Consider the following 13,017-nt stretch of genomic DNA (forward strand, 5'->3'; position numbering starts at 1 on the left):
CCCCCCCCCCCCCCACCCCACCGCGTAGCCCCGACCCCGCCCCGTAACCCCGACACCGCAGCGACCCTCAGCCCTGCGCCCCGGCCACCAGTGCCTCGATCACCTCGGCGACCCCGTCCCGGTCGTGGTCCCCGGCCCGTAGCGTGCAGCTGCCCAGCACCGCCGGGTGAGCGTTCGCCATGGCGTAGCCGCGGCCGGCCCAGGCCAGCATCGGCAGGTCGTTGGGCATGTCGCCGAAGGCCACCACCTCGTCCGCGGCGATCCCCTTCTCCGCGCACCACCGGGCGAGCGCGGTGGCCTTGGTCACGCCCCGGGCCCCGATCTCCAGCAGTGGGCTGGACCGGGTGATCTCGGCCAGGTCCCCCGCCGCGCCGCAGGCCCGCCGCAGCATCTCGTCCGGGTCCATCCCCGGCACCTGCGCCAGCAGCTTGAACACGGTGCCGCCCTCCGCTCCGCCGAGGAGCTCTTCGACGGAGGCGATCCGGTTGGCCGGCGACCAGTCGAGCATCGAGCGGTACCCGGGCTCGTGCGAGAATCCGCCCGGGTACTCGATACCGAAGGCCACCTCCGGCAGCTCGGCCCGCAGCGCGGTCACCACCGCCAGCGAGTCCTCGACCCGCAGCGGCGAGGTCTCCACCAGCTCCTTGCGCCGGACGTCGTACACGGCGCCGCCGTTGGAGCAGATGGCGACGCCGTGCCGGCCGGTGTGCTCGGCCAGCGACTCCAGCCAGCGCGGCGGCCGTCCGGTGACGAACACGATGGAGATCCCGGCGTCCTCGGCGAGCGCCAGCGCGGCCTGGGTCCGTGCGGACACCGTGCCGTCGCTGCGCAGCAGGGTGCCGTCGAGGTCGGTGGCGATCAGGCGGGGGCGGGTGGCGGGGGTGGCTGTCACCTCCCCATCTTCGCTCAGTGGAGCCGAGCGGCATGCCGGTGGGCCGCACCCCCGGAGGGATGCGGCCCACGGCTCGACGGGACCGACCGGTCAGCCGACGGTCGGGAGCGGGCCCTCCGCCACCTCCTCGTCCCGCTCGGACCCCGCCCGCTGGTAGCCCGGCTGCCCGAGACCGGACTTCCCGTGACCCGGCTGCCCGGACTGCCCGGACCCCACCAGCCCGGACTCCGGGTCCTCGATCACCGCCGGTACCCCGCGCAGGGCGTACAGCGCCGCCACCGCGCCGACCGCGAGGATGCACGCACCGATCACGGTGCTGACGTGGATCCCGTGGACGAAGGCCTGCTGTGCCGTGCTGACCAGCGCCGGGCCCTGCGGCGCGGGCAGCGCCGCCCCGGCGGCCATCGCACTGCCGACGTTCTGGTGCGCCGCGGCCACCACCTGCTCGGGCAGCCCGGACGGCAGCCGCAGCCCGCCCCGGTACGCGCTGGTCAGCACGGAGCCGAGGACCGCGATCCCCAGACCGCCGCCGAGCTCCATCGCGGTCTCGCCGATCGCCGCCGCCGCGCCGGCCCGCTCCTTGGGGGCGGTGGCCATCATGGTGTCCTGGGTGACGCCGAAGATGAAGCCCATCCCGATGCCGTTGACCACCACGATCGGGGCGATCATCCAGTACGGGGTGGACACGCCCACCCAGCTGAGGCCGACCATGCTCACCGCCATCAGCCCAAGCCCGATCGCGGTGGTACGGGCCCGGCCCAGCCAGGAGATCATCGCCGCGCTGCTCGGCCCGCCGATCATCGCGCCGAGCGGCCCGGCCAGCAGCGCCAGCCCCGCCGACAGCGGGGACCAGCCGCGGACGTCCTGGAAGTACTGCGAGAAGGCCAGCGACAGCGCCGACACCGAGACGATGGTGACCAGGTTCGCGCCGACCGAGCCGGCGAAGGCCCGCTCCCGCAGCAGCGGCAGGTCGATCAGCGGGTTGGCGATCCTGGACTGGCGCAGGACGAACACGGTCAGCACCACGATGCCGCCGACCCCGGCGACCAGCACCGGCAGCGACCCGAAGCCGTCGTGCGCACCGGTCTGCACCGCGTACACCGCACCGAACAGCCCGACGACCGACAGCAGCAGGCTGGGCCAGTCCATCCGCCCGGGTGCCGGGTGCCGCGACTCGATAAGCAGCACCGAGCCCGCACCGACCAGCAGCACCAGCACCGGCACATTGATCAGGAACACCGAACCCCACCAGAAGTGGTTCAGCAGCGCACCGCCGACCACCGGCCCGATGGCGAAGCCCATCGCCGCGACGCCGCCGGAGATCCCCATCGCCAGGGTGCGCTCCTTGGCCACGGTGAAGGTCGAGCGGATCAGCGAGGCCGTGGACGGCATCACCGTCGCCCCGGCGACGCCCTGCAGCACCCGGGCCAGGATCAGCAGGTCCGGGCTGCCGGAGTAGGCCGCCAGCAGCGAGGCCAGCCCGAAGCAGCCGGCGCCCACCAGCAGCAGTTTCTTGCGACCGATCCGGTCCCCGAGCCCGCCCATCACCACCAGCAGGCTGGCGAGCGCGAAGCTGTAGGCGTCGGCGATCCACAGGATCTGGGTGGAGGAGGGGTCCAACTCCCGCACCAGGTCCGGGATGGCGAGGTTGAGGACGGTGTTGTCGATTCCCAGGAGCAGCCCGGCCACCGTGCAGATGGCCAGCGTGCCCCACTTACGAGCGGCGGAGATGTTCGTCGAGGAGGTCATGCCCCAACATTCGAGCCCCCCGCTGACCAACCCCTGACCAACCGCTGACCGTCACCACGCAGCCCCTCAGGGGCGCGGGGAACTGCGCGAGAAACCCACCCAGGAGCCGCACCCGCCGCAGCTCAGCACCCCCCACCCTGCTCCTGCGCCGCCTCCGTCAACACCTGCGCCGCCGTCTCGACGGAGCCCCCTTCCCCCCGCAGCACCCCCGCCACCCCCGACAACTCCTTGGCCCGCTCCGGCTGCCCCTCCACCCGCAGCAACTCCGCGACGACTTCGGCCGCAGCCGCCAGCGCCGGCCGGTTACGGATGTCCACCCCCACCGGCAGCGCCTCCCGCAGGTACCCCCGAGCCGCCACCGGATCCCCCTCCGCCATCGAGATCCGGCTCAGCTCCAGCAGCACGCTGATCCGCTGCCAGTCCCCGCCGAACCACCCCGGCGCCTCCGCCTCCAGCAGCCCCGCGCACAGTTCCCGCGCCGACCGCAGGTCCCCCCGCAGCCGCGCCACCGTGGCGAGCAGCAGTCGTGGCCGTCCCACGTTGTCGACCGCGCCGACCCGCCGGAACAGCGCCTCGGACTCCTCGCAGTCGGCGACGGCCGCGTCCAGCTCCCCGCTGCTGATCCGGCGTTCGGCCCGGGCGTACAGCTGGTCGGCGATGTCCTCGGTGGCGCCCAGCTCGTGCGCCAGCTGCAGCGCGCTCGCCGAGTACCGCTCCGACGCCGCCGCATCGCCGCGCCGGTAACTGAGCACCGCCAGCTCGCCGGCGGCCATCAGCCGGCCCCAGCGGTCGCCCAGCGCCCCGAACTCCTCCGTGGCGGCCAGGAACTCACGTTCCGCCACTGCCATGTCCGCCAGGACGTACTCGGCCCGGAAGCCGTTGCCGATGTGCATCAGGCCGCGGTACCAGGGGTCGGCCAGCCACTGTTCGGCCGAGGCCAGGTCGATGTCGTCCAGGTCGGCGGGTGCGCCGGTGATCGGCGCCCACAGCAGCAGGACGGCCGGCAGCCGGCAGGGCGACATCCGCAGCCGGCCCATCAGCGCCTCGGCGACGGCGTAGTGCTCGGCCAGGGCCTCGCGTCCGCCGGGGGTCTGCACGCCGAGGATCACGCAGATCGCGTACTCCTCCTCCAGCCCGGGCACCGGCTCCGGGGGGAGTGACCGCAGCGCGGTCCTGGCGTACGGGCCGCCCTCGAACCGCAGGCCGCGCAGCAGCCAGTAGCCGCTGAGCTCGCCGATCAGCCGCAGCGCCTCCCGGGGTCCGGCGCTGCCGAGCGCGGCGTGGAAGTTGTCGTGGTCGGCGGACAGCCGGCGCAGCCAGTACAGCTGGTCCGCGCCGCGCAGCAGCGGGCCCGCCTCGGCGGCCAGCCCGGTGAACCAGCGCAGATGGGCCTGCCGGGTGCGTTCCTCCTCGCCGGACTCGGCCAGCTTCTCGCCGGCGTAGGCGCGGACCGTCTGCAGCAGCCGGTAGCGGACCTCCCCGTCCCTGTCCGGCTCCATGCCCACCAGGGACTTGTCCACCAGCGCGCCGAGGAGTTCCACCACATCGTCAGCCTCCGTGCAGCAGACCGCCTCCGCGGCGTCCAGGGTCCAGCCGCCGGAGAACACCGAGGCCCGGCGCAGCACCCCGCGTTCGGCCTCGGGCAGCAGCTCCCAGCTCCAGTCGACGACCGCGCGCAGGGTCTGCTGCCGGGGCTGCGCGGTCCGGCTGCCGCCGGTGAGCAGCCGGAAGCGGTCGTCGAGGCGGTCCGCGACCTGACGGGGCGACAGCATCCGCAGCCGGGCTGCGGCCAGCTCGATGGCCAACGGCAGGCCGTCCAGCCGGCGGCAGATCTCGGCGACGGCCTCGGCGTCGCGCCGCAGCTCGAAGTCCGGGCGGACGGCGGTGGCCCGTTCGGCGAACAGGGCGACGGCGGCGGGCTCCGGCAGGGCCGGCACAGGGAACAGCCGCTCGCCGGTGATCGCCAGCGCCTCCCTGCTGGTGGCCAGAACGGACAGGCCGGGGCAGGCGGTGAGCAGGTCGGTGGCGAGCCGGGCCGCGTCGGCGATCAGCTGCTCGCAGTTGTCCAGGACCAGCAGCAGCTCGCGCTGGGCCAGGGCCGAGGTCAGCCGCTCCAGCGGCGCGGGGCCCTCGTGCGCGCCGAGCAGACCGGAGCCGCGGAGCCCCAGCGCGCTGAGGACGACCTGCGGCAGATCGGCGCCGGCGGCGAGGCCGGAGAGGTCGGCGAAGCAGCTGTCCGCGGGGTGCCGGGCGGCGGTCTCCACGGCCATCCGGGTCTTCCCGGTGCCGCCGGGGCCGGTCAGCGTGACCAGCCGTCCCTCCCGCAGCAGTGCCGCGACCCCCGCCAGTTCCTCCCCCCGCCCCACCAGCCCGCTGAGCCGGACCGGCAACGCCAACCGCTCCGGCCCACCGGCCCCACCGTCCCCGTCGGCCGTCCGGCCCGGGACGCGATCCACCCCCCTCGGTGATGTTCCACGTGAAACATCGGCCGCAGGCCCCCGCAGCACCGCGAGGTGCGCCGCCGCCAGCTCGGGACCTGGATCCGCGCCGAGCGCGTCGGCGAGGGCCTCGCGGGCATCAGCGAACGCGTTGAGGGCCTCCGCCTGCTGCCCGCTGCCGTGCAGCGCCCGCACCAGCTGGGTGCTGAGCCGCTCCCGCAGCGGGTGTGCGGCGACGAGCTCCCGCAGTTCGGGGACGACCGCGCGGGGGTCGTCCAGTCGGAGGTCGGCCTCGATCCGGTCCTCGGTGGCGGTGAGCCACTGCTCCTCCAGCCGGACGGCCTGCGGTCCGGCGAAGGGTGCGTCCCCCACATCGGCCAGCGCGGGCCCGCGCCACAGCGCCAGCGCGTCCCGGAGCAGTTCGGCCGCCTTCGCCGGATCCCCCGCGCCCAGCGCTTCCCGCCCCTGGGCCGCCAGCTGCGCGAAACGGTGCACATCCACCTGCTCGCGGTCGACGGCCAGCCGGTACCCGGCCACATGGTTCTCGATGACGTCGCCACCACCGCCACCCGCCCCGCCGACACCGCCAGCGCCCCGCAACGCCCTCCGCAGCCGGGAGACCTGCGACTGCAGTGCGTTGCCGACGCCGTTCGGCGGGTCCTCCCCGTACAGCCCGTCGATCATCCGTTGGACCGTGACGATCCGTCCGGCGTCCAGCGCGAGCAGCGCCAGCGCGGCTCTCCGCCCCGGTCCGCCGAGCGCGACCGGGGCCCCCTCGGCGTCCCACGCCTGCGTCGCGCCCAGAATCCCGAATCTCACCCGACGATTCTCCCGCACGCCCCCACCGACCGTCGGAGAGATCGTCCACCCCGGTGGAACCTTCCGGCCCGGTGCGGCCGGCGAGAGCCGGTCAGCCCAGTTGGGCCAGGCCCTCGGTGGCGATCTTCTCGAAGACGGCGAGGTCGTTGGCGAAGATGGAGTCGGGAACCGGCCAGTGCACGACGATCTCGTCGATGCCCAGCGCCCGGTAGGTGCCGGCGTAGTCGACGAAGGCGTCGAGGGACTGCAGCGGCCGCTCGGCGGTGGAGCCCTGCAGCAGCATCCGGTCGATGGTCGCGTAGTCCCGGCCCCGGGCCTCGCAGGCGCTGCGGAGCTTGGCCAGCTGGGCCTCGATCACGGACGGTGCCTGGTCGACGGGCACGTCGGCCGGGCCGCGCGGGTCGCCGTAGCTGACCCAGCCCTGGCCGTACTCGGCGGTGAGCCTCAGCCCGCGCGGTCCGGTGGCGGCCACGTAGAAGGGCACCCGGGGCTGCTGCACACAGCCGGGGATGTTGCGGGCCTCGACGGCGGAGTAGAACTCGCCCGAGCGGGTGGTGGAGTCATGCGTCAGCAGTTCGTCCAGCAGCGGCAGGAACTCGTCGAACCGGTCCGCCCGCTGCCGCGCGGTCCACTCGTCCTGCCCCAGCGCGGTCGCGTCGAACCCGGTCCCGCCCACCCCGATGCCGACGGTCAGCCGCCCGCCCGAGATGTCGTCGACCGTCAGCAGTTCCTTGGCCAGCGTCACCGGATGCCGGAAGTTAGGCGAGGTCACCAGCGTCCCCAGCCGGAGCCGCTCGGTTGCGGTCGCGGCGGCCGTCAGCGTCGGGACCGCACCGAACCACGGCTCGTCCCGGAACGACCGCCACGACAGGTGGTCGTAGGTGTAGGCGGCGTGGAACCCCAGCTCCTCGGCCCGGCGCCAGACCTGCCGGCCTTCGGACCAGCGGTGGATCGGCAGAATCACAGTGCTCAGACGCATGGATCCGACCCTACGGGAACGCATGCGCTCGGGAGCACGGCTCTGCCCCCGTACGGATGACATGCGGTCCGGATTCTCAGGCGAAGTAGCCCTCGACGTCGACGATCAGTTCGGTGCTGCCCTTGGAGCCGTTGTGGAACCAGACCCATCCGTTTGATCCGGTCGTGGCGACATCGGCGTTGGCCACGGTCTCGCCCGCGGTGAAGTTGACGTTGGACGTCGTCGGGGCCGATGACTCCGTCGGGGTAAGCGACATGAATCCGGCGGCCTTCGGACCGGTGACGGTCGTGTTCAGCAGTGCAGCCGCGGGCATGTGGTAACTGCCGTCCCTGCCTGACATCGAGAGGGACTCGCCGACTCCCAGGCTGAGGCTCAGGCCCGGTGTCAGCGGACTGTCGACCGGGGTTCCCTGCGTGCCGGGCTCGGACCGGCTGTCGTACAGCCGGGTCTGGTCCGGGAAGAAGCTGAGGCCTTCCCCCTGCTGGTAGTAGCCCTGCAGATCGGCGATGAGGTCCACCGGTCGGCTCGAACCGTTGTAGAGGGTGACTGTTCCATCGCGGCCGACCGGGACGGTGATCAAATTCGGCACAGTGCTTCCAGCCGTGAAGTCCAGGTTGGAGGCCGTGGGCAGAGCGGTGCCGCCCGGGTAGGCGGTGATGAAGCCGGCCGCGGTGGCACCGGTCTCGGTGGTGTTCATCACGACCGCCGTGACCCCGGTGCGCGGGATGCCGTCGGTACCGGTGATCTGGACGGTGACGGTGCCCCTGGCCGGGACCTGCCCGGCGTGGCGGGCGACGTTGGTGGTGCGGGTGTCCAGCAGGCGCTTGGGCGTGGTTGGCAGGTACCCGTTGGCGGCCGACTGGGTGTAGTAGCCCTGGAGGTCGGCGACCACCTGCACGGTCCCACTGGATCCGTTGTAGAAGTCCACATAACCGTTGGCCGCCACCGGGACGGTGACCTGGTTGGCGACGGTTCCGCCACGCGGGTAGTTCAGGAAGGACGTGCCGGACGAGCCGCCGTCCGCGTAGCCGGACAGGTAGCCGGCCGCTGTGGGGCCCGTCGCCGTCACATTGAGGACGGCCGCCGTGACCGGGCCGGTCGGCAGACCAGCACCCTGCGCGACCTGCAACCGGACCTTGGCGTGCGCGGCCACCGGCGTGGTCCCGTCGCGGGTGTCGAGCAGTCGGCGCGGGGTGAGCGGTACGAAGTCGCTTCCCGGTGGGGTGACCGTGCGGGTGTACGTCGCCGACTGCCCGGCCGCCGTTTCGCTGAAGACGAGTTGGTAGCCGCCCGCCCGCGCATAGGTGTGCGTGATCGTCGGACTGGTGGACGTGTACGAGCTGCCGGTGGTGCTGGTCCCGTCGCCCCAGTTCACGGTGTAGCTGTCGGCCACGTTCAGGTCGGCGGTCACCAGGGGCTGGAACATGACCTGGTGAGTGCTGTTCCACCACAGCTCGGTGAGGTCCTTGTTCGTCGTCAGGCAGAGCGGCAGTTGGACGGCGCCGCGGTCGTAGGCGTCAGCGTCGGGAGCGGTGCGGCCCGCCGCGATAGTGGCAATTCGTGGCGCGCCGTTGATGTCGGTGGTGAGTTCGCCTGGTGCGAGCGGGTCGGCCGAATCGATCACCGGTGAGCCGCTGCCCGGTGTCGGCGTCACGCTGCACGCGGTGCCGTTGTTGACGTACTCGGGGTTGGACGCGAGGTCGTGCCCGCCCTGCCCGGTGGCCGCGTTGAAGGCGGCGCCGCTGGTGTATCCCGTTCCGCCCCAGGTGTAGAGCGCCCCTCCACCGGGGGAGTAGACGTCGTTGTAGTCGGCGGTCGTGCCGGAGATGGAGTCCGCCGAGACCTCCATCCCGGTCTTGACGGGCGAGGTGCAGTAGGCGACCGCTCCGAGGGACGGCGTGAGCACGTTGTTCTCGACCACTGAGTTGACCGATCCCCCGGAGAGGTCGATCTCCGCCCCGGCGCAGGGCGTCTGCAGAGTGTTGCTGACCACGTCGGTACCCGGGGCACCGTCGACCGAGAGGATCGGCGTGCCGACCGCATCGGTCGAGCTGTCGAGCAAGTTGGTGGTGACGACGATGCCGGTCGATCCGGGATCGACGACGACGGCTGACGCCCGGTCGCCGTACACCCAGTTCCGGCTCACTGTGACGTCCGAGGAATCGCCGCTCAGGTGTACGCCGTCGGTCCCTTGGGAGGGAAGGACATAGAGGCTGTCGAGCGTGACGTTCTGCGAACCGCTGACGGTGACGCCGCCCACGGTGGTCTCGATGCCCCGGACCAGCACATGGGAGGCCCCGCTGAGGCTGATGCTCCTGACCTTCGGCTGCTGCTCGAAGGCCGGGTACTCAGAGGTGATGGTGATCGGTGCGGCAGCCGTCCCCGAGCCGGTGACGCTGACGTTCTCGGCGTAAGCGGCGCTCCTGCCCTCCAGGATCACGGTGTCCCCGGGCCCGGCCGCGTCGACAGCCGCCTGCACCGTGCAGAACGGAACCGCCTGGGTCCCCGTCCCGCTGGGACTGCAGGCGGAACTCTTCGCCACGTAGAGGGTTCTGCCGGTCGTGCCATCGGCATGGGCGACCAGTGGTGCTGCCGCCACGCCGAGCACCGTGACAGCAGAAACCACTCCAAGTCTCGTTATTCGCAACGCAACCCCCCAATGGGCCCCGCGTGTTCCCGACAGGAATCACAGGAGTAGTTCTACGCGCACCCGCCTCCCGGCCATTCACCGCCCCGGCAACTTCGGCGATGAACTCTCGCAGGAACAGGCGGAATCCGGGCAACTGCGGTCCAAGCGAACTGTCGAGAACCGCACGAGCGGGTCCGACCTCACGGGAGCGTCCCGCCGTCGTAGGCGAGGCGGGCCGTCTCGACGCTGTCGAGGTGGTCGGCGGACCATTCCGCGAGTTTGGCGAAGAGCGGGGCCAGGCTCCGGCCCAGCTCGCTGATCTCGTACTCCACCCGTGGCGGCACCTCGGGGTGGTAGGTGCGCAGGACCAGGCCGTCGCGTTCCAGCTGGCGCAGCCGCTGGGTCAGCACCTTGGGGGTGACCGTGCCGATGTGTCGCTGCAGCTCCACGAAGCGCATGCGGCCCTCCCGGTGCAGGGTCCAGAGGATCGGGGTGGTCCAGCGGCTGAAGACGATGTCGACCACCGGGGTGATCGGACAGGCCAGCCGGGGGTCGTCCGACCCCGCTGACGTCCAGCTCTCCTGTTTGCTCATCCGGCTCCGCATCCCTTCGGCATAGCCACTATCTCCTAGGTACCTACTATCCCGACGATGTTAGCTTCGTCCAGTCGCCGCGGGGAAGCAGCCGGGGCGGCGACAACTCCGCCTGTTCCGGCGTGAGTTGACCTGACGAATACACAGAGGTGTTGATCATGATCGTAGTCACCGGAGCCACCGGCAACGTCGGACGACCGCTGGTGCGGGCACTCGCGGCGGCCGGTGCGCAGGTCACGGCGGTGTCCCGGGCGAACCCCGGCGATCCGGTGCCGGAGCGGGTCCGGCACCGCGCGGCGGACCTGAACGACGCCGAGACCCTGCGGCCGGTCCTGGACGGCGCCGAAGCGCTGTTCCTGCACGACGGCGGCGGAGGCACGCAGGGGTTCAGCGTGCCGGACCTCCTCGACGTCGCCAAGGCCGGCGGGGTTCGGCGGGTGGTGCTGCTGTCCTCCCAGGGGGTCGGCACCCGGCCGGAGTCGGTCTCGCACGGGGTGGTCGGGCGGGCCAGGGAGGACGCGGTCCGGCAGTCGGGGCTGGAGTGGACCGTGCTGCGGGCCGGCGGGTTCGACTCCAACGCCTACGCCTGGGCGGAGTCGGTACGGACCCGACGGACCGTCAGCGCCCCGTTCGGCGACGTCGGCCTGCCGACCGTCGACCCGGACGACATCGCCGAGGTCGCCGCGGCGGTGCTGCTCGGGCAGGGACACGGCGGCCAGGTGTACGAGCTGACCGGGCCCGCCGCCGTAACGCCGCGGCAGCAGGCCGAGGCGATCGGCGCGGCGCTGGGCGAGCCGGTCCGCTTCGTCGAACTGACCGCGGACCAGGCCCGCGAGCAGATGCTGCGGTTCATGCCCGAGCCCGTGGTCGCGACCACGCTGGACATCCTCGGCGCCCCGACCGCCGCCGAGCTGCGGACCAGTCCCGACATCGAGCGGATCCTCGGCCGTCCGGCCGGGACCTTCGCCGGCTGGGCGGAGCGCAACGTCGCGGCCTTCGGCTGACCACCGGCCCCCGCCGCCCCAACGGGCTTGCCCGGCAAGGCAACCATTCCGGCTTCCCGGGCCACTTGGGGGTACGGCGCGCACCGAGCGGGCCGTATCCGCCAGAGACGGACCCAGGGAGCGCGCATGGCCGGCACACGACGCAGGAGTCAGGGAAAGAGGTGGCGTCGCGGGACCGTCGTGGTCCTCCCGCTCGCGGCGGTGGCGACCGCCGTGGGGGTGTCCGTGCACGCCGCAGCGGGGGGAGCGCCGCACGAACGCGCGGTGGGCAATGTGGCGGGAGTCGCCGAGGCGAGCCGTGCCGCCGCCGGGTCGGTGTCGTCGTCGCCCTCGTCGCCCTCGTCGTCATCGTCGAAGACGCCGACCCCGCCGTCCAAGCGGCCCTCCAAGTCCGCCGCCGCGTCGGGCGCCGCCGCCTCGGCCCGCGCCTCGGCTGCCGCGGCCGCTCCCGCCGTCTCCGCCGCCACGCCGCTGGCCCAGCGGATCAGCAGCACGACGCTCACCCTCTCCAGTCCACTGCACTATCTGGAGCAGGGCTACAACGAGACGCCCCAGTGGACCCGGGTCGCCGTCGCCGCCACGCCCGGCGGCAAGGTCCAGGTCGCCTGGCCGGCCGCGAACGGCATCCATGTCACCCCGCTCGGGACGAACCTGACCCGCAGCGGCGCGGACACCGTGGTCGCCGGGGCCCAGGAGGTCGGCGGGCTGGTGGCCCACGACGACGGCTTCGCGCTGCTCACCAGGGTCGCCGACAGCAACAAGTGGAACGAGACCGCCGCCGCGCTGATCCGCTACCGCAACGGCGCCCGGGCCTTCACCGACAAGCTGACCGGCACCGCCAGCGACGACACCGCACCGGTCCTCGACGGCCAACTCGCCTGGAACGGAACCGAGTACGGCGCCTACTTCGTGGTGCACGGCGCGGGCGGATTCGCGGACGGGCACTTCGGCGACAAACTGGTCTACACGGGCGCGACCGGAACCCGGCTGAGCGGCGGCTGGAGCTGGGGCTGCAGCCACAACGAGGGCATCGCCCTCTACCCGGAGAAGTCCGCCCCGTTCACCTCGGTCTGCCTGGACGACTGGCGCTCCGGACTGTTCGTCAGTACCGGAATCGGAGCCCCGGACGTGGCACCGGTGCTGGGGCGGGAACAGTGCTGGGCAGGCTACTGCGGCGGGGCCTTCCCGGACGGAACCGGGGCGATCGTCAAGTCGGCCGCGGGCCGCTACGCCGTCGCCCTGGCCTCCCGCGGGGCCGCCTCGGCGGTGAAGAACGCCGCCGACACCAGCGGCCGCGGCTGGACGGTGACCCCGCGCTGGAACACCCACCAGGTCGCCGTGGACTTCCTCGGCAACTCCTCCACGCCCAGCGGGAAGACCGTCTACCTGACCGACGACCCAGGCACCGACCACGTCAACGTCCGCATCGCGCCGTACGGCGGGAGCCGGCTGCTGGTCTCCTGGGAGTCGGTGACCGGGGCCAAATGCACCAGCGGCACCTGCACCGGCAGTTTCGGCGGAACCCACCTGGAACTGATCGACTACACCGGCAAGGTGGTCACCCCCGCGGTGGTGGTCCCCGAGCACATCTCCGGAGACATCGCGGTGTTCCCGGACGGCGACCTCGCCTGGGCCTCGGTCAAGGCCGCGCCGAACTACTCGGCGGCACTGGGGACTTCCCCCAGCACCACGACGCTCTCCGTCTCCAGGCTGCGGCTGGTCAGTGGTTGAGCGGGATCCCGCCGAATTCCGGCGGATTCGCATAAGGGGCGGAAGGGGTTATTCCACAACGCAATTCCCTTGGCGCAGCGGTATTGCGTATCGATCCTATAAACGAGTTGTGCAGTAGGTAAGGAGATGGACATCATTGCTGTTCGTGCCCCTGCCAATCCTCTCCCGGCGGTTGCGGCGCGT

Annotated in this window: 8 protein-coding genes and 1 pseudogene; 2 read left to right on the forward strand and 7 right to left on the reverse strand. The window is 72.3% G+C overall.

Annotated elements, in window-relative coordinates; all coding sequences use genetic code 11:
• Nucleotides 1-67: 67 nt before the first annotated feature.
• From ABUW04_RS13990 to ABUW04_RS14020, 7 genes and pseudogenes are all read right to left on the reverse strand, one after another.
• On the reverse strand, nucleotides 68-892 hold the full coding sequence (locus tag ABUW04_RS13990) for an HAD family hydrolase (protein ID WP_380564767.1): 825 nt from the start codon (nucleotides 890-892) through the stop codon (nucleotides 68-70).
• Between the two features lie 90 nt (nucleotides 893-982).
• Nucleotides 983-2,641, reverse strand: coding sequence for an MFS transporter (locus ABUW04_RS13995; protein WP_380564769.1), 1,659 nt, complete (start codon nucleotides 2,639-2,641; stop codon nucleotides 983-985).
• Nucleotides 2,642-2,763: 122 nt separating this feature from the next.
• On the reverse strand, nucleotides 2,764-5,007 hold the full coding sequence (locus tag ABUW04_RS14000) for an ATP-binding protein (RefSeq protein WP_380565039.1): 2,244 nt from the start codon (nucleotides 5,005-5,007) through the stop codon (nucleotides 2,764-2,766).
• A 147-nt stretch (nucleotides 5,008-5,154) separates the two neighbouring features.
• Nucleotides 5,155-5,763 (reverse strand): annotated as a pseudogene (locus ABUW04_RS14005) (AfsR/SARP family transcriptional regulator); the annotation flags it as partial.
• 226 nt (nucleotides 5,764-5,989) lie between these two features.
• Nucleotides 5,990-6,877 carry an LLM class flavin-dependent oxidoreductase gene (locus tag ABUW04_RS14010; protein WP_030253479.1) on the reverse strand — a complete coding sequence of 296 codons (888 nt, stop codon included), beginning with the start codon at nucleotides 6,875-6,877 and terminating at the stop codon, nucleotides 5,990-5,992.
• 76 nt (nucleotides 6,878-6,953) lie between these two features.
• Nucleotides 6,954-9,476: a hypothetical protein gene (locus ABUW04_RS14015; RefSeq protein ID WP_380564770.1), complete on the reverse strand. Its 2,523-nt coding sequence runs from the start codon at nucleotides 9,474-9,476 to the stop codon at nucleotides 6,954-6,956.
• A gap of 230 nt (nucleotides 9,477-9,706) precedes the next feature.
• Nucleotides 9,707-10,099: a winged helix-turn-helix transcriptional regulator gene (locus ABUW04_RS14020; RefSeq protein WP_380564771.1), complete on the reverse strand. Its 393-nt coding sequence runs from the start codon at nucleotides 10,097-10,099 to the stop codon at nucleotides 9,707-9,709.
• Nucleotides 10,100-10,257: 158 nt separating this feature from the next.
• On the opposite strand from ABUW04_RS14020, the gene ABUW04_RS14025 reads away from it, so the two are divergent.
• On the forward strand, nucleotides 10,258-11,103 hold the full coding sequence (locus tag ABUW04_RS14025) for an SDR family oxidoreductase (RefSeq protein WP_380564773.1): 846 nt from the start codon (nucleotides 10,258-10,260) through the stop codon (nucleotides 11,101-11,103).
• A 126-nt stretch (nucleotides 11,104-11,229) separates the two neighbouring features.
• Complete coding sequence (locus tag ABUW04_RS14030) at nucleotides 11,230-12,834, forward strand: hypothetical protein (protein ID WP_380564775.1); 1,605 nt, start codon at nucleotides 11,230-11,232, stop codon at nucleotides 12,832-12,834.
• Nucleotides 12,835-13,017: the final 183 nt, after the last annotated feature.

Source organism: Streptacidiphilus jeojiensis, assembly GCF_042510965.1.
GTDB classification, from domain to species: Bacteria; Actinomycetota; Actinomycetes; order Streptomycetales; family Streptomycetaceae; genus Streptacidiphilus; species Streptacidiphilus jeojiensis.

Coding starts and splice junctions, on each gene's coding strand:
- ABUW04_RS13995 (WP_380564769.1), bottom strand. CDS start 2,641: ATGACCTCCTCGACGAACATCTCCGCCGCTCGTAAGTGGGGCACGCTG.
- ABUW04_RS14010 (WP_030253479.1), bottom strand. CDS start 6,877: ATGCGTCTGAGCACTGTGATTCTGCCGATCCACCGCTGGTCCGAAGGC.
- ABUW04_RS14020 (WP_380564771.1), bottom strand. CDS start 10,099: ATGAGCAAACAGGAGAGCTGGACGTCAGCGGGGTCGGACGACCCCCGG.
- ABUW04_RS14025 (WP_380564773.1), top strand. CDS start 10,258: ATGATCGTAGTCACCGGAGCCACCGGCAACGTCGGACGACCGCTGGTG.
- ABUW04_RS14030 (WP_380564775.1), top strand. CDS start 11,230: ATGGCCGGCACACGACGCAGGAGTCAGGGAAAGAGGTGGCGTCGCGGG.